Below are 16327 nucleotides of genomic sequence, written 5' to 3' on the forward strand. Positions count from 1 at the left end.
CGTGCGCTACGAGTTCATCCTGGCCGAGCAGGTCCCCGAGGTCGCCCGCGCGGCGTTTCCCGAGCTCGACGAGTCGACCGTGGAGATCGGCACGAAGGGCTCGGTCATGTACGGCAGGGTCGTCGACGCTCCCCACCTGCACGGCATCCTCGACCGCTTCCAGGACCTCGGGTTCACGCTCCTCGAGCTGCGGCGCCTGCCGGACTGAACCCCGGTGACCCAGGAGTCCGTGGGGGACCACGAGGCTCGTCCCCACGAGCCGAGGCAGTCCGGGCCCCCGGAGCGGCCGTCGCGACCGGACCCGCTGCTCCCGGCCGTGCGACGACGTGCCCTGCCGGTGGGCTGCCTCAAGATCGGGATCACCCTGGTGGCGCTCTGGTGGTTCGCCCGCGTCGTGCGTCGGGTGAACTGGTCGTCGGTCTGGGACGCGGTCACCGATCTCTCCCTGCTCCAGGTCGCGGCCCTGCTCGCCGTCGTCGCGGTGCGCCAGTGCCTCAACGCCGGCCCGCTCGCAGTCTTCGTCCCCGCCCTGGGCCTGCGCCACGCCGTGTCCAACGACCTGTCCGCCAACCTCGTCGCGACGGTCGCACCGCCACCGGGCGACGTCGTGCTCCGCATCGCGATGCTCCGGTCGTGGGGGATCCCCGCCGCCGAGGGCGTCGCCGGCATCACGCTCAACACCCTGACCTACTACGTCGCGCGCTTCGGCGCGCCGGTCCTCGGGCTGGCACTATCGGCGGTCGCCGGTCAGGCCGAGACGGCATACGTCTGGACGGCGGTCACGAGCGGTGCCGTCAGCCTCGTGGTCGTGGCGGGACTCGTCATCGCGTCGAGGGGGGAGCGGCCGGCCGCGCGCGCCGCCGGATGGGTCGCCCACCGGCTGCGGCGGGTGAGCACGCGGGTCGACCCCGTGGCGTGGTCGACCCGCGCTGCCGAGTTCGTCCGGCAGTCGGGCGACGTGCTGCGCCGCGGCTGGGGCCGGGCGATGGCCTGCCAGCTCGGGCTGGTGCTCAGCGAGGCGCTGCTGCTCGTGCTGTCGCTGCGCTTCGCCGGGGTGCCCGCCGTCGTGGCGCCCACCGTGACCATCGTCGTGGCCCTGCTCGTCAGCTACCCGCTCACGGCTCTGCCGCTCGCCGGGGTCGGGGTGCTCGACGCCGCCGTCATCGCGATCCTGGGCCTGGAGCAGGGGCTGTTCGAGGCGGAGGCGGTCGCCGGCCTCGTCGTCTTCCGCGTGTGCTGGATGCTCGTGCCCCTCGCGCTCGGTGCGGTGACGGTGACGAGGTGGCGTCGCGGGCACGTCGCCGAGGCCGCGGCCCTCAGAAACGCCACACGAGGGGGATGACGGCCACGGCCACCGCCATCCACAGCAGCAGGACCGGCAGCCCCAGGCGCCAGTAGTCGCCGAAGCGGTAGCCGCCCGGACCCATGATCATCATGTTGGCCGGCGTCGCGATCGGGGTGAGCAGCGATGCGGCGCCGGCGACCGCGACGAGCATGAGCACCGGCTGCACGGAGACACCGGTCTCCTGGGCCGCCGCGACGGCGATCGGCACGACGATGAGCACCGTGGCGGTGTTGCTGACGACCTGGCCGACGATCGCGGTCAGGGCGAAGAGCGCGACGAGCAGCACGTAGGGTCGGCCGTCGCCCACGACGTCGATGAGCCCCTTGGCGACGAGGTCTGCCGCACCGCTCGTCTCGATCGCGGTCGACAGCGGGATGAGGCCGCCGATGAGCACGACGGTCTGCCACGAGACGGCACGGTAGGCCTGGTTGACGCTGATGACCCTGGTCAGCACCATCGCGGTCGCCGCGGCGAGGCCCGCGATCGCCGGGGGCACGACCCCGAGAGCGAGCACCACGACCATGACGAGCAGGACGACGACGGCCCGTCCCGACCGCGGGCCGAGCGGAACTGCCTGTCGCCGAACGAGATCCGGTGAGTCGACGAGCAGCACGTCCCGATCGTGGACGAGCTCCTCGATGGCCGTCCACGTGCCGTGCAGCAGGAGGCTGTCACCGGCGGTCAGCTCGACCGGCGTGGCCCCCACGTCCTTGCCGAGCCGACGGATGCCGAGCACCACGAGGTCGCTAGCCCGCATCTGTCCGGGGAAGGTCGTCTCGCCGACCAGCGGCGAACGCGGGGGCACGACGACCTCGGCCACACCCACCTCGCGGTTCATGATCCCGGCCGACTCGACCGTGATCGGCCGCATCGCGACGGCGAGACGCAGCTCGGGCACGAGCCGGCTCACCGCCTCGCTCGCCCCGCTGACGACGACAACGTCGTCGTCGCCCACCGGGGTCGAGCCCGTCACGGCGTGTCCGCCCGCGCTCTGCACGCCGATGAGCGTCACCCCCGGGTATGCCGCGAGGTCGAGCCGCGCTGACGGCACCCCGACGACGGGCGACCCGGGACGGACCCGGAGGCGGTAGAAGCCGTCGTACAGCTCGTAGTACGCCGCGAGCCGGTTCGCGTGACGGCCGAGGTCACGCACCGGCTGCGACGAGGTCCGTCGGGGGAGCACCCGGGGTCCGAGGAGGACGCCGAGCGTCACGGTGCCGATCACGAGAGGCAGCCCGACGACAGCGAAGTCGAAGAAGCCGAACGGCTCCGAACCGGCCTCGACGGCTGCGTTCGAGACGATGACGTTGACCGGGCTGCCGGTCAGCGCGAGGAGCGAGCCGGCGCTCCCGGCGAAGGCCATCGGCATGAGCATGAGTGACGGCGACCGCCGGATGCGGGTGGCGAGGACGAGCACCATGGGCAGCAGGGCGGCGACGGAGCCGTTGAGGGTGATGACGGCAGTGAGCACGGCGCACAGGCCGAGCACGGCGACCATGAGCCGCACCGCCCCGTCGCCGACGACGTCGATGAGCCGCTGGCCGGCCCACGTCGTCACGCCGGCCGAGTCGATGGCCTCGCTCACGACGAAGAGGGAGGCGATGAAGACGACGACGGGGTCACCGAAGCCGGACAGCGCCGTGTCCGCGTCGACGAGGCCGGTCGCGTAGAGCGTGAGGCAGGTGAGGACGGCCACCCCACCCACGGGCAGCCGGTTCCAGACGAAGAGGACGACGGTCGCGCCGAGGACGACCAGGCTCGTCGTGGCCGGGCTCATGGCCCCATCGTCCGGGCACTGGGCCGTGGTGCGGTCACCCACGACGGGTGAATCGGGCCCGGCCTCGGGACGGCCATGCTCGGAGGGACCACGGTTCATCGCCTCCGGAAGGAGTTGGGCGTGAGCACTCCAGCCATGCGCACTCTGGATCCCATCCCGTCCACGCGCTCGTCCGCCACGGTCGACGTCCTGACCCAGCTGCCCGGTGCCGACGAGGTCGGAGCGGTCGCGGTGCCCGTCGCAGAGGGTGCCGAGCCACCCTCCGAGCTCGGGCAGGACGCCGCCGCTCTCGCCGCGGCGGGCTTCACCGGCAAACGCGGGCAGACGATCGTGCTCCCTGGCGGGGGGCGAGCCCTCGTCGCGGTCGGCATCGGCAGGGTCGACGACGTCGACGAGGCCGCGGTCCGCGACCTCGCCGCGACGTTCGCACGGGCCGTGCCGCAGCACACCCGACTCGCGGTGGAGCTGCCCGACCGGGAGATCGGGCTGTCGCCCGGCGACTTCGCCCGGGCCGTGACCGAGGGTGTCCTCCTCGCCCGCTGGCGCTTCCGCATCAGCGAGTCCGACGACGACCCCGTCCTCGAGCGGCTCGTCATCGTGACCCCGGCCGACCACTCCGAAGCGGTCGTCGAGGGCGTCCGTCGGGGTGAGGTGCGCGCTCGGGCGGCAGCCCTGGGCCGCGACCTCGCCAACTGTCCGGCCGCGGCGCTCACGGCGACCCGCATCGGCGAGGTCGCCCAGGAGCTCGGCCCGGACGCCGGCCTCGAGGTCGACGTCGTCGGGCTCGACGAGCTCATCGAGATGGGCTGCGGCGGACTGCTCGGGGTCAACCTCGGCAGTGTCGAGGAGCCCCGCATGGTCCGCCTGCACTACGCGCCGGAGGGCGAGTCACGAGGGCACCTCGCCTTCGTCGGCAAGGGCATCATGTACGACTCCGGCGGCATCAGCCTCAAGCCGAGCGACGAGTCGCACGCGCAGATGAAGAACGACATGACCGGTGCCGCAACCGTGCTCGCGGCGATGACCGCCCTGCGCGACGTCGGGTGCCGGACGGAGGTGACCGGCTATCTCATGTGCACCGACAACATGCCCTCCGGCTCGGCGCTCAAGCTCGGCGACGTGCTCCGGATGCGCAACGGCAAGACCGTCGAGGTGCTCAACACCGATGCCGAGGGACGCCTCGTCATGGCCGACGCCCTCGCCCTGGCCGTCGAGCTCGACGTCGACGCGATCGTCGACATCGCCACTCTGACGGGCGCGTGCCTGCGGGCGCTGGGCGTCGACATCGCCGGCGTCGTGGGCAACTCGGACGCGCTCGTCGAGCAGGTCCGCGCGGCCGGTGACGCGGTCGACGAGCCGGTCTGGCCGATGCCGCTGCACCGCCGCTACCGCTCGCAGCTCGACTCGCCGATCGCCGACATGACGAACATGGGCGGACCCAACGCCGGCCAGATCACGGCCGCCCTCTTCCTCGAGGAGTTCGTCGGCGGCAAACCGTGGGCCCACATCGACATCGCCGGCACGGCCCAGCTCCCGGAGGCCAGGGGCTGGCGCAACAAGGGGGCCACCGGCTTCGGCAGCAGGCTCCTCGTCGAGCTCGCCTGCGCGTTCGAGAGGCCGGCGGAGGTGGACGCGTGAGCACCATCGCCCAGACACCGGACCCGGCCGCCGACGAGGACGGAGCGGCCTCGGGCAAGCCGGGCGGGACCCAGCGCTTCCTCGACGCGATCGAGCGCCTCGGCAACAAGGTGCCGCACCCGGCCCTGATCTTCCTCGGGCTCATCATCATCGTCATCGTGCTCTCGCACGTGCTCTACCTCACCGGCGCGAGCGTCACGGCCGACGTCGCCGAGCCCGGCTCGGTCCCCGCGGTGCCGGACTACGAGGGCGGCACCGTCGTGCCCGGCTACCCGCACCCGCCGGTCGGTGCGGTCCCGGACTACGAGATCGAGCGCGAGACGATCACCGCCAACAGCCTGCTCACGGGCGACGGCATCCGTTTCATCTTCACGACGGCCGTGCAGAACTTCAACGACTTCGGCGTCGTCGCCGTCATCCTCGTCGCGATGATCGGTGTCGGCGTGGCCGAGGAGGCGGGGCTCATCGCAGCCCTGATCCGCAAGATGGTCAAGGTCGCCCCGCGCGGCGCGATCACCTTCATCATCGTGCTCCTGGGTGGCATCTCGAGCGTCGCCTCCGACGCCGGCTACCTCGTGCTGATCCCGCTCGGGGCCGCGGCGTTCGTCTCGCTCGGGCGCCACCCGCTCGCCGGCATCGCGGCGGCATACGCCGGCGTCAGCGCGGCCTTCTTCGTCAACGTCCTCATCACTCCGGCGGACGGCATCATCACCGAGGTGACGAACGAGACCATCGGCCTCGTCGCGCCCGACGTGGAGCTCAACGTCACCCAGAACTTCTTCTTCAGCACGGCGTCGCTCCTCTTCTGCGCCGTCGTCATGACGTGGGTGACCGAACGTCTCCTCGAGCCCCGCCTGGGAGCCTGGAACCGGTCCGAGGCCCCCGAGGCCGCCGAGGCCCCCGAGGCCGCGGCCGCAGAGACGGCGCAAACCGACGAGGAGATGGCCCTCGAGTCCCGCGGCCTGCGCATGTCGCTCATCTGGACGCTCGTGGCCGTCGCCGTCGTCACCCTCCTCACCGCCCTGCCGAACGCTCCGCTACGCAACCCCGACACCGGTGAGATCTTCGGCTCCTCACCCTTCATGAGCAGCCTGCTCTTCATCATCTCGATGCTCTTCCTCGCGGCAGGACTCGGCTACGGCCGGGGGGCGAAGACGCTCATGGGCAGCACGAACGTCATCAACGCGATCGTCAAGACCTTCAACGGCCTCGGCGGCCTGATCTTCCTCATGCTGCTCATCGCCCAGTTCATCGCGTACTTCAACTACTCGAACATGAGCAGGCTCGCGGCGACGGGGCTGGCCGACATCCTCGAGAGCGCCAACATCGGGGCGCTCGCGCTCCTCGTCGGCTTCATCCTGCTCGTGGCCGTCATCGACCTGATCATGCCGGGCGTCATCCCCAAGTGGGCGATCCTGGCGCCGATCTTCATCCCCCTCTTCTACCGGCTCGGGATCGCGCCGCAGACGGTCATCGCGGCCTACCGCGTCGGCGACGGACCGATGAACGTCATCACACCGCTCATGGTGTACCTGCCCTTCATCGTTCTCGTGTGCCAGCGCTACCAGAAGAAGGCCGGACTCGGCACGGTCGTGTCGATGATGATCCCGTACACCGCCATCGTCCTCGTCACGTGGATCCTCTTCTTCGTCGCGTGGTATCTGATCGGGATCCCTTGGGGTCCAAGCGCTCCCGTTCACCTCAACTGACGCCGTCGGCAGCCGGTGACGTGACGTGGACGTGAGGGCGGACCGGTCCGGGGGCAGCGTCCCAGGCCCCGTCGGCGACCCCCGGTCCGTGGCGCCGGACGGTCCGGTCGCCAGGGTGTCGACCGGCCACCTGCCCGACGACGCCACGGTCGGGGGACTGCTGCGGGCCGCATACGACCGGCACCGCCACGTGGCCGACGGGGAGGTCGCGACGTACATCCCACAGCTCGCCGGGGCCGACCCGGCCTGGTGCGCCGCCTCCGTCGTCTCGGTGTCGGGGCGCGCCTTCGAGATCGGCGACGTCGGCGTGCGCTTCTCGATCCAGAGCGTGTCCAAACCCTTCGTGCTGGCCCTCGTCGTCGAGGCGCTCGGGCACGACCGGTCGCGAGACCTGCTGGGCGCCAACGCGACCGGCCTGCCCTTCAACTCGGTGATGGCCGTCGAGGTGCACGACCACCGCACCATGAACCCCATGGTCAACGCCGGCGCCATCGCCACGACGAGCCTCACCCCGGAGGTGGCCGGGCTCAGCCGCGACGGCAGCGGCGCCGAGGCCGCGTGGGCCGTCGTCGTCGACGGGCTCTCGGCCTTCGCCGGACGACGTCTCGCCGTCGACGAGGACGTGTACGCGTGCGAGTCGGGCACGAACCTGCGCAACCGCGGCATCGCCCACCTGCTGCACAGCTACGGCCGGGTGCACTGCGACCCCGACGTCGCGACCGACCTCTACACCCGACAGTGCTCGCTGTCCGTCGACGTCCACGACCTCGCCGTCATGGCCGCGACGCTCGCCGACGGCGGCGTCAACCCGGTGACGGGCGAGCGGGTCGTGTCGGACGGGACGTGCGCGCGCGTGCTGGCCGTCATGGCGACCGCGGGCCTCTACGAGCTGTCGGGCGACTGGCTCTGGGAGGTCGGGCTCCCGGGCAAGAGCGGCGTCAGTGGCGCCGTCGTGACGGTCGCGCCGGGCAAGGGCGGACTGGCCGCGTGGTCGCCGCCGCTCGACGCCGCGGGCAACAGCGTCCGGGGCCAGCTCATCACGCGCTCGCTGAGCCGGGCGCTCGGGCTCAACGTCTTCGCCTCCGCGCCCGATCCGCACCCGCCGGGGCCCTGACCGACGTCGCGGGACGTCCTCGGCCGGCACCGGGGTCCCGGCCGGTCCCGCGCAAACGGCTGGCGCCGCGCCGGCCGCGGTGGCGACAATCGTCTGGTGGACATCGACCTGTTGGTGACGGGTGGCGTCGTCCGCGGGGTCACCGACGGCGACCTCGTGGTCTTCAAGGGCATCCCGTACGCGGCTCCGCCGGTCCCGTTCGCCGCACCCGAGCCGGTGCGGCCCTGGCACGGCGTGCGCGAGGCCGTGACCTTCGGGGCGGCGCCGCCGCAGTCGGGAGCCTTCGGGATGGACGCCCTGGCCGACCGCGGTGACGACTGGCTGACCCTCAACGTGTGGTCACCCGACCTCGACGGCCGGCTGCCCGTCATCGTCTGGATCCAGGGCGGCGCCTACGTCTTCGGCAGGTCAGGTCTTCCGGAGTACGACGGAAGCACTCTCGCCCGGGGCGGGGTCGTCCTGGTGACCTTCAACTACCGGGTGGGCCTGGACGGCTTCGGCTGGGTCGAGGGGACGCCGCCGAACCGCGGCCTGCTCGACCAGGTCGCGGCCCTCGAGTGGGTCCGCGACAACATCGGGGCGTTCGGTGGTGACCCGGACCGCGTCACGGTCTTCGGCCAGTCCGCCGGCGGCGGCTCGGTGGCGGCCCTTCTCGCCATGCCGCGTGCCGCCGGACTCTTCCACCGGGCCGTCGTGCAGAGCATGCCCGGCACCTACTTCACCCCCCGGCTGGCCGGCGACATCACGCGGGCGTGCGCGGCGGCGATCGACCTCGACCCCGCCGAGCTGCCCGGGGCCGACCCCTGGGCACTGCCGGCGGCCGGTGACGCCGTGGCGGCGACGATGCCGCGCCACGCGGACCGCTGGGGCCGAGCCGCCCACGCGCTGGTGCCCTTCGCGCCGGTCGTCGACGGGGACGTGCTCCCGACGACGCCGTGGCTCGGGCTGACCGGCCGGGTGGCGGTGCTGGTCGGTCACACGCGCCACGAGCAGCGGCTGCTCACGGCGCTCGCCGGACTGCTCGGCGAGGTCACCGAGGACCAGGCCGCCGAGGCCGCCGAGATCTTCGGCCCGGACCCGCAGCGCTACCGCGACAGCTTCCCCGACCCCGAGGAGCTCTACGACGTCGTGCGGTCGGACTGGCTCTTCCGCATGCCGTCCCTGCACCTCGCGCAGGCCCAGCTGGCGGCGGGCGGCCGGGCCCACCTCTACGAGCTGACCTGGCCGGCCCCGGGCATGGGGGGCGTGCTCGGCGCCTGTCACGGCCTCGACGTGCCCCTCGTGTTCGGCAACCTCACGCAGGGCCAGCCGGCCGTGCTCATCGGTGAGCCGACGGCGGAGGCCGAGGCGGTGTCGGAGCAGATGCGGCTCGCGTGGACGGCGTTCGCGACCAGTGGCGATCCCGGCTGGCCGTCCCACGACACCGGTGCGACGCGACTCTTCGACGCGGAGCCTTCGGTCACGGACTACCCGGAGCAGGTCTCCCGCGAGATCTGGCACGAGCCGCCGGGCGTGCTCGACCTGGTCCGCACGGACTGACGGCGTGGCCGGATCGGCCGGATCGGCCCGGGCGGGCCCGCCCGGGCCGGATCAGCTGGTGGCCGGCGCGACGGGCGAGACCGGGGAGACGGTCGGCAGGCCGAAGCCGTCGACGAAGACGTTGACCGTCACGCTGCCGGCCTTCTCGAAGCGGAAGCTCACAGGCAGGAGCCGACCCGCCCGTACGTCGAGCTTGAGGTCGACCATCTCGAGGTGCAGACCGCCGGGGTACTGCAGGGACACGACGCCGTTGCCCGGGACGTCGACCTGCACGGGGGCCTCGGGCCCGTCGGTGCCCTGGCGCATGACGACCTGACGCGCGTACACCGAGCTCACGCCCACGAGCCGGTCGGCGGCGTCGCCGTCGTTGGCGAGCGTCGTGAACAGGCCGGTGTTGGACCCGCCGAGCAGCTTGCGGTCCTCGGGCGCGTCGACGCGCGTCGCGAGGAGCCGGATGCGGCCGACCTCGGCGTTGACGCTGGTGCCGCGAGCCGGGTTGGTGATGCGCGCCTGCACGGGGTCCGGCTGCGAGGTGCACGCGGCGAGAGGGACGACGCTGACCGACAGGAGGGCGACGACGACGATCGGGCTGGTCCTCATGGTCGTCAGGCTAGGAGCGGTGAAGGCCGGGGCGATTCCCCCGTCGAGGGTGATCCTGTCCGGCCGGACGGGGTCGGGCGGGTCAGCCCGTGCGGGGCCCGAGAGCGCGCACGACGGCCCTCAGCACTGGGCGTACGGCGTCGTCGTCGGGCTCGGCGTCGCGGGAGTGCGCGGGGTCCGGGTCGCCGTGCCCGCGCCATCGGGGGATCGGGGCGTCGTCGGCGTCGGCGTCTTCGCCGGCTTCGGTGCGGCGATCCCCTTCCTGACGAGAGCGCGGATCTTCGCGTAGTCGGGGTCCCACGGCGTGATGCCGTCGTCGAGGGTCAGGGTCACGCTGTTGACCTTGGCCTTCTGCGCCCGCTCGACGAGGTCGACGAAGGCGGGGAGGCTCTGGGCCGGGATGTCGGTGTAGATGTTGTCGCGGGCGATCCGGGCCAGCTGCGGGTACTGCCCCACCATCTTCGCCGGGTTGACCTGCTCGACGATCGCCTGGACGACGCATCGCTGCCGGGCCTGCCGGAAGGTGTCGTTGTCGGCGGCGCGGGAGCGCGCGTACCAGAGCGAACGCCACCCGTCGAGGTGCTGGCGCCCGGGGGTGAAGTACGCCTTGACGTCGACGATGCGCTGGTCGGCCGTCACGTGGCCGCCGATCGGCAGGGGCCCCCCGGTGCCGGCGTTCTTGACGTTGATGTCGAGCCCGCCCATGGCGTCGATGAGGAGGGAGAAGCCCTTGAGGTCGATGACGACGACGTGGTCGATCGTGAGCCCGACGATCTGCTGGACGGCGCCGCGGATCTCCTCCCGGCCCGGCACGACGCCTTGGGGATACGCGCCCGGGTGGTCGACGGCATACGCCTCCGCCTCGTTGTAGAGGTTGGTGAGCATGCACTGGCCGGTCACGCCGGGCTCGTTCTGGGCGCAGGATCGCTCGGGGGAGCCGAAGCGGCCGGACGGGTAGCGGGCGAGGAGGGGGCTGCCGGGGGCGAGCGGCGCCTTGAGCAGGTTGCGGGGCATCGAGATGAGCGTCGTGCGCCCGGAGCGCGTGTCGATGCTCGCGACGATCATCGAGTCCGTGCGGGTGCCGACGCGGTCGGAGCCCGCGTCGGAGCCGAGCAGCAGGAGGTTGACCCGGGCCTGCTCAGCCCACGGGTCGTCGCCCTCGACGACCTTCGCGCCGACGCCGGGTCGCGCCGGTGGCGCCGAGAAGACGACCTCGACGGTGTCCTGGGTGATGAGGGCGTAGTCCGCCGCCGTCCAGGCCCCGCCGCCGACCACGAGCACCATGAGGGTCGTGAAGGCTGCGAGCAGGCGGGTACGGGCCCGGTCGAGCGTGCCGGGTCGGGCCTGGACGGCGGTGAGGACGATCGACGCGCACCAGACGAGTCCCCACAGCGCGATGACGATCACGGCGCCGCGGAGCAGACCGGGTCGCGCGACGACCATGAGCGCGGCGCTCGTGGCGCCCTGGGTGAGCAGGCCGTACGCGCCGACGGCGAGGGCGGCCAGGGTGACGCCGAGGATGGTCCAGCCGACCCAGCGGCTCCGGGTCTGCGTCAGACCCGCACCCGGCAGGAGGGTGCCGAGCGCCGTGAGGCCGAGTGAGCGGCGGAAGCCCGATCCCAGCTCACGGCGCACCTGGCTGCGGCGCTGCCCGTCCTGTGGGGCGGGTGACGGGTCCGGCGCGGCCTGCGGTCGCGGCTCCTGTGCGGCGGCGCCGTCCGGCTGCATCGTGCTCCTCCCGGCCTGGCGTCGTGCGCAGGTCACCGAGCGCCATCATGCCGCTCCGGAGCCTCCAGCAGAAGCACCGTGTGCCGGAGCGTGGCCGGAGCATGGTCGGAGCATGGTCGGAGCATGGTCGGAGCATGGCCGGAGCGCACTTCGCGCGGGTCAGCCTCGGCTGATCGACCCGGTCTCGACGACCTCCAGGGCGAGCAGGTGCAGCTTGACGTTGCGGGCCATGCTGGCTCGGCGGAGGTCGTCGAACGCCTCCTCGCGGGTGAGGCGGCGCAGCGCCATGAGGATGCCGATGGCGGCGCCGATGTCACGGCTGTGGGCGAGGGCGGCCTCGAGCTGGAGGGCTCGGGACTCGGCGGCGTCGAGCCGCTCGAGGGCCTCGAGGAGGTAGGTCTCGACGGGTGTCAGGTGGTCATCGGTGTCGTCGGCCGCTCCGAAGACCGTGTCGACCCCGTCTCTGGGCGAGGTGCCCGCCACGACGTGTGGCTCCATGCGAAAACTCCTACTGGTACCCCGCCGGCGGCCTCTGCTCGACCGCGAATGGCGCCTGACCAGCCTAGGGGACACTCCCGACCCGTGGTGCCGAGCGGGCTGCGCGACCGGGCCGATCGGGGCGGCCCCTCTCGGTCCGCCGCGACTGAGGATGACCGGGCTGGGTACACGTCACCTGGCGGCATCGTCGCCCTTCAACCAGTCAGGGGCGGCGGTGGCGTCGCTCTCGGGTCGAGGTGCCGGGCAGACAGCGAGACGGCACCCGCTCGGGGGATCGGGTGCCGCCTCACCCATACCATCGCGGCCCACGCCCTTCCGTTACAGCCGCCGGCTCGCGTATGCCGTCACGGGCGTTCGCCACGCTCCGCCGGCTCCGCGCCGTGCTGGGCGCCGTACACCGCGGCCTGGGTGCGCCGCGCGAAGCCGAGCTTGGCGAGCAGGCCCGACACGTAGTTCTTGACGGTCTTCTCGGCGAGGTGCAGGCGCTCGCCGATCTGGCGGTTGGTCAGCCCCTCGGCGATGAGGGTGAGGATCTCCTGCTCCCGGTCGGTCAGGGTGTCGGTGCGCGAACCCGGCCGGGCCGGGCCACTCCGTCCCGGCGCGTGCGTGCCCGTGCCGTTCGCCGGGCCGTCGCCCTGGGGTCGGCGGATCCGCTCGAGGAGGCGCTCGACGAGTGCAGGGTCGATGAGCGAGTGACCGGCCGCGACGTGCGCCACCGCCTCGGTCAGCGAGGTGCCGCGGATCTGCTTGAGCAGGTATCCCGAGGCGCCCGCCATGACGGCGGCGAAGAGGGCGTCGTCGTCGTCGTAGGAGGTGAGGATGAGACAGCGGGTGCCGGGGCTGGTCACCTGCACGTCGCGGCACACGTCGATGCCGCTCCCGTCGGGCAGGCGCGCGTCGAGCAGCGCCACCTGCGGGGCGAGCGTGGGGATGCGACGCAGCGCCTCCGCGGCGGTGCCGGCCTCTCCGACGACCCGGAACCCGTCGTGCGACTCGAGCAGGTCGACGAGGCCGCGTCGCACGATCTCGTGGTCGTCGAGCAGGAACACGGTGATCGGGGTCGTCACGGGCTCAGCAGGGCGGTCCATGTCAGTACCGTCTCCCTCTCGTCGGTCGTGAGCGTGCAGTCCCCTCCGCGGTGGCGGGCACGGCTCGTGAGGTTGGCGAGGCCGCGGTGCCGGCGCTCGAGCGGTCGGTCGGCCCGGTCGGTGCTCCCGGTGCTCCCGGTGCTCCCGGTGCTCCCGGTGCTCCCGGTGCTCCCGGTGCTCCNNNGCCGGACGGGCCGCCGTCGTGGCCCCGCGTGGCGGGGCCGTCGTCGGTCACCTCGACCGTGACCTCCTCGGCCGTGACGGCGACGCGGACGTTGACCGCCGTGCAGCGGGCGTGCTTGACGACGTTGGTCAGGGCCTCGCGGAGCACCGCCGTGACGTCGTGGAGCAGGACCGGGTCGATGACGGTGGCGACGGGGCCCTCGAGCCGCAGGGTCGGCTCGACGCCGACGCCCGCGGTGGCGGCGGACACGACCTCGAGCAGCACGGCGCGTGCGTCGGGCGACGACGGCGGCTCCTGGAGCTCGAAGATCGACGCGCGGATCGTCCGGATCGTCTCGTCGAGATCCTCGACGGCACGGCCGAGGGTCCCGCGCACCGCGGTGTCGGCCGCGCGCTCGCTGGCCGCCTGGAGCGTCAGCGCCGTGGCGAAGATGCGCTGGATGACGTGGTCGTGGAGGTCGCGGGCGATCCGGTGGCGGTCCTCGAGCACGGCGACGCGCTCCTCGTCCGCGCGGCCGTCCGCGAGCTCGAGCGCGAGGGCCGCGTGGGTCGCGAGCTGCTCGGCCATCTCGACGTCCGCGGGCGTGAAGGGACGGCTCCCCGCCCGTCGGGCGACGACGACGGCGCCGCGCACGCCCGCCTCGCCGACGAGGGGGCACGCCATGGCCGGTCCGCCCGAGCCGTCCTCGGCGACCGAGGCGAGAGTCGGGTCGGCCGGCCCCGGCGTCTCGGCGAGTACCGCCCGCCGCTCGCGCATCGCCGTGCCGGCCAGGGACGGGCCCGAGCGGTAGGACGTCCCGACGAGGTCGTTCGCGCCCAGGCCGCGCGCGACCTCGACGACGAGCCGGACGGCATGCGCGAGCGGTCCGTCGGTGCCGGTGGGGACGACGGCACCGTGCTCGGGGAAGTCGAGGGTGACGACGTCGGCGTCGGCCAGGCGCAGCACCGCGTCGGCGATGCGGACGAGCACGTCGTCCCCCAGGCCGGGCCGCAGCAGGTCGCGGCTGATCTCGGCCGAGGCGCGCAGCCACTCCTGCCGTCGCCGGGACTCCTCGTAGAGGCGGGCGTTCTCGATGGCCACGCCGGCACTGGCCGCCAGGGCGACGACGAGGTCCTCGTCGTCGGAGGTGAAGTCCGAGCCGTCGAGTCGCTCGGCGAAGTAGAGGTTGCCGAAGACCTCGCCGCGCGAGCGCACCGGGACGCCGAGGAAGCCGTGCATGGGCGGGTGTCCGGCAGGGAAGCCGACGGATCGCGGGTCGTCCGAGATGGCGTGCAACCGGATCGGCTCGGGCTCCTCGATGACCGCGCCCAGCACCCCCCGACCGGTGGGCAGGTGGCCGATCCGCTCGACCACGTCGGGATCCATGCCCGAGTGGATGAACTGCTCGAGCCGGCCGTCGACGCCGATGACCCCGAGCGCGGCGTAGCGGGCGCCCGCGACCGTCCGGGCGGCCTCCACGATGCGCCTCAGCACCGCGGGCAGGGCGAGCTCGGAGACGACGGAGCGGTTGGCGGCGAGCAGACCACGGAGGCGGTCCTCCGCCGAGCCCACCGACCCCACCACCGACCCCACCGGGTGCGAACCGGAGGGACTGGGCGAGGACGACCGTCGCTCGACCATCAACGTGCCGTCCGCGCCGGGCCAGCGGGTGCCCGCACCCGTCGACCGGTGGTGCGCGTCGCCGTCATCACCCAAGGCTAGGCCCGCGCGGTCCGGCCGGTGGGTCGTTGGGGCAGGTCGCGAGCGGTGCTCAGCGGGCACTGCGTCGCGCGGCGGGCGGGACCCGCTGCGACCCGAAGGAGCGGCCGGTGATCCGCTCGACGCTGATGCCGATGAAGACGTTGCGCACGCCTCCGGCCCAAGGCTCGGCGCCCTCGACGGTCCACAGGTGCGTCAGCAGGGCGGGCGACGCGACGGCCTGCGCGCGACCGCGGGCGATGACGCTCCACCCCGTGTGCGCGGTGTCGTCGAGGTCGTCCACCTCGAAGACGACCTGGGTCGGGCGCACGAGCTCGGAGAGCACCCCGAAGGGCGACGTGCGGAAGACGATGAGGTCGGCCGCGCACGCGTAGCTGATCGGGAAGATCTGCGGTCCGTGGCCCGCGTTCCACCCGATCCGGCCGACGTCGCGGGACTCGAGGAGGGCCTGGGACTCGGCGGGCGTCAGGTCGGCGTAGTTGATCCGCCGGCTCGACCGCTGCCCGTGCGGCTGCTCGGCGCGGTCGCTCCCGGGCGACCGGCGGGTGCCGTCGGTGCCCTCGCCTGTTGGGTGCTGTCCGGACGTCGTCGTCATGTCAGGTCCTCGAGGTCGGGCCGGCCGAGGCCAGGTACTGCGGGCGGTGGATGCGGGAGGTGTCACGCCCGACCGGGCGGCCCAGCTCGACGGCGCTGACGTGCCTCGGCTCGGGCGTCACGGCGCGCAGCATGGCGCGACACCGGTCGAGCTCGGCCCGGACCCGGGCCAGCTCGGTGCGCAGCTCGAGGAAGTGGGCGAGGTGGTCGCCGACGCTCCGGGCCCACGCGTCGACCGCGCGCCAGTCGGCGCACCAGGTCATCGGGATCGTCGACCGGCCGTCCTCCGGCCCGACCGCGGTCCCGCCGTCGGGCGGCTCGGTCGGCCGGATGGGCACCGAGGGTCTCCCGCTCCAGTGGCTGACGTGCAGGTGGTCGACCGAGACGACGAGCTCGAAGCCGTCCGTCGACGTGATGGCCACGCAGGGGCGACACGTGACCCGGTGCCCGGCATGGGCGAGCTCGTCGGCGATCGCGGCGGCGATGGCCTCGTCGATGCCGGCGGTCGTCGCCGCGAAGGAGGAGTCCGGCCCGGCCGTCGCGTCGGTGCCCGCACCGGACGGGCTCTCGCCGGTGACCTGGGGGACGGTGTCAGGCGGTGGCGGTGGGGTGGAGTACGTGATGAGGACGGTGCACATGGTGCTCTCCCTGGTCGACGCCGTCGGGCGCGGCGCTGCCTCGATCGTGCGCGTGACGGGCCGCCCGGTGCCACGGCCGAAGGTCGCCGGGTGTCGGGACCAAGGTCCCGGAACGGACAGGACCGACGCACCTGTCGCGCGCCCGTGTCCGGGGCGGACGCTGGGCACAGAGGTGAG

The 16327-nt window shown here is 73.1% G+C and carries 14 protein-coding genes and 1 pseudogene; 6 read left to right on the forward strand and 9 right to left on the reverse strand.

Annotation, left to right across the window (positions count from 1 at the left end; all coding sequences use genetic code 11):
• Nucleotide 1: 1 nt before the first annotated feature.
• Nucleotides 2-208, forward strand: coding sequence for a hypothetical protein (locus ASG96_RS06930; protein ID WP_056752559.1), 207 nt, complete (start codon nucleotides 2-4; stop codon nucleotides 206-208).
• A 108-nt stretch (nucleotides 209-316) separates the two neighbouring features.
• Nucleotides 317-1342, forward strand: coding sequence for a lysylphosphatidylglycerol synthase domain-containing protein (locus tag ASG96_RS06935; protein ID WP_162262028.1), 1026 nt, complete (start codon nucleotides 317-319; stop codon nucleotides 1340-1342).
• Here the strand turns inward: ASG96_RS06935 and ASG96_RS06940 are convergent.
• Nucleotides 1317-3122 carry an SLC13 family permease gene (locus ASG96_RS06940; RefSeq protein ID WP_057587501.1) on the reverse strand — a complete coding sequence of 602 codons (1806 nt, stop codon included), beginning with the start codon at nucleotides 3120-3122 and terminating at the stop codon, nucleotides 1317-1319. The genes ASG96_RS06935 and ASG96_RS06940 overlap by 26 nt on opposite strands.
• Nucleotides 3123-3242: 120 nt before the next feature.
• On the opposite strand from ASG96_RS06940, the gene ASG96_RS06945 reads away from it, so the two are divergent.
• From ASG96_RS06945 to ASG96_RS06960, 4 genes are all read left to right on the forward strand, one after another.
• Entirely contained in the window at nucleotides 3243-4760 is a 1518-nt protein-coding gene (locus tag ASG96_RS06945) for a M17 family metallopeptidase (protein WP_235509091.1), read from the forward strand.
• Nucleotides 4757-6469, forward strand: a complete 1713-nt coding sequence (locus tag ASG96_RS06950; protein WP_057587506.1) for an AbgT family transporter — start codon at nucleotides 4757-4759, stop codon at nucleotides 6467-6469. The genes ASG96_RS06945 and ASG96_RS06950 overlap by 4 nt, the downstream gene beginning before the upstream one ends.
• A gap of 115 nt (nucleotides 6470-6584) precedes the next feature.
• Entirely contained in the window at nucleotides 6585-7583 is a 999-nt protein-coding gene (gene glsA, locus ASG96_RS06955) for a glutaminase A (protein ID WP_235509092.1), read from the forward strand.
• A 96-nt stretch (nucleotides 7584-7679) separates the two neighbouring features.
• Nucleotides 7680-9122, forward strand: a complete 1443-nt coding sequence (locus tag ASG96_RS06960; RefSeq protein ID WP_057587507.1) for a carboxylesterase/lipase family protein — start codon at nucleotides 7680-7682, stop codon at nucleotides 9120-9122.
• 51 nt (nucleotides 9123-9173) lie between these two features.
• Here ASG96_RS06960 and ASG96_RS06965 read toward each other — a convergent pair whose 3' ends face one another.
• The 8 genes and pseudogenes from ASG96_RS06965 to ASG96_RS23185 all read right to left on the reverse strand — a co-directional run bounded on the left by ASG96_RS06965 (nucleotide 9174) and on the right by ASG96_RS23185 (nucleotide 16150).
• Entirely contained in the window at nucleotides 9174-9722 is a 549-nt protein-coding gene (locus ASG96_RS06965) for a copper chaperone PCu(A)C (RefSeq protein ID WP_057587509.1), read from the reverse strand.
• 120 nt (nucleotides 9723-9842) lie between these two features.
• Entirely contained in the window at nucleotides 9843-11450 is a 1608-nt protein-coding gene (locus ASG96_RS06970) for an LCP family protein (protein ID WP_057587511.1), read from the reverse strand.
• Nucleotides 11451-11609: 159 nt separating this feature from the next.
• Nucleotides 11610-11948 carry an ANTAR domain-containing protein gene (locus tag ASG96_RS06975; protein WP_056752578.1) on the reverse strand — a complete coding sequence of 113 codons (339 nt, stop codon included), beginning with the start codon at nucleotides 11946-11948 and terminating at the stop codon, nucleotides 11610-11612.
• 344 nt (nucleotides 11949-12292) lie between these two features.
• Complete coding sequence (locus tag ASG96_RS06980; protein ID WP_057587513.1) at nucleotides 12293-13036, reverse strand: response regulator transcription factor; 744 nt, start codon at nucleotides 13034-13036, stop codon at nucleotides 12293-12295.
• Nucleotides 13012-13217, reverse strand: a 206-nt coding sequence (locus ASG96_RS24115; RefSeq protein ID WP_235509093.1) for a hypothetical protein, incomplete at its 5' end; no start/stop codon positions are given. The genes ASG96_RS06980 and ASG96_RS24115, both read right to left, overlap by 25 nt.
• Nucleotides 13218-13220: 3 nt before the next feature.
• Nucleotides 13221-14840: pseudogene (locus ASG96_RS24625) on the reverse strand (GAF domain-containing protein); the annotation flags it as partial.
• A 130-nt stretch (nucleotides 14841-14970) separates the two neighbouring features.
• Nucleotides 14971-15513 carry a pyridoxamine 5'-phosphate oxidase family protein gene (locus tag ASG96_RS06990; RefSeq protein ID WP_056752585.1) on the reverse strand — a complete coding sequence of 181 codons (543 nt, stop codon included), beginning with the start codon at nucleotides 15511-15513 and terminating at the stop codon, nucleotides 14971-14973.
• A 1-nt stretch (nucleotide 15514) separates the two neighbouring features.
• Nucleotides 15515-16150, reverse strand: coding sequence for a hypothetical protein (locus ASG96_RS23185; RefSeq protein WP_056752588.1), 636 nt, complete (start codon nucleotides 16148-16150; stop codon nucleotides 15515-15517).
• Nucleotides 16151-16327: the final 177 nt, after the last annotated feature.

Source organism: Terrabacter sp. Soil810, from assembly GCF_001429645.1.
In the GTDB taxonomy this organism is placed as follows: Bacteria; Actinomycetota; Actinomycetes; order Actinomycetales; family Dermatophilaceae; genus Terrabacter.

Excerpts from the sequence above, each read along its gene's own strand:
- ASG96_RS06940 (WP_057587501.1), bottom strand. The coding sequence starts at position 3,122 with ATGAGCCCGGCCACGACGAGCCTGGTCGTCCTCGGCGCGACCGTCGTC.
- ASG96_RS06965 (WP_057587509.1), bottom strand. The coding sequence starts at position 9,722 with ATGAGGACCAGCCCGATCGTCGTCGTCGCCCTCCTGTCGGTCAGCGTC.
- ASG96_RS06970 (WP_057587511.1), bottom strand. The coding sequence starts at position 11,450 with ATGCAGCCGGACGGCGCCGCCGCACAGGAGCCGCGACCGCAGGCCGCG.
- ASG96_RS06975 (WP_056752578.1), bottom strand. The coding sequence starts at position 11,948 with ATGGAGCCACACGTCGTGGCGGGCACCTCGCCCAGAGACGGGGTCGAC.
- ASG96_RS06980 (WP_057587513.1), bottom strand. The coding sequence starts at position 13,036 with ATGGACCGCCCTGCTGAGCCCGTGACGACCCCGATCACCGTGTTCCTG.
- ASG96_RS06990 (WP_056752585.1), bottom strand. The coding sequence starts at position 15,513 with ATGACGACGACGTCCGGACAGCACCCAACAGGCGAGGGCACCGACGGC.
- ASG96_RS23185 (WP_056752588.1), bottom strand. The coding sequence starts at position 16,150 with ATGTGCACCGTCCTCATCACGTACTCCACCCCACCGCCACCGCCTGAC.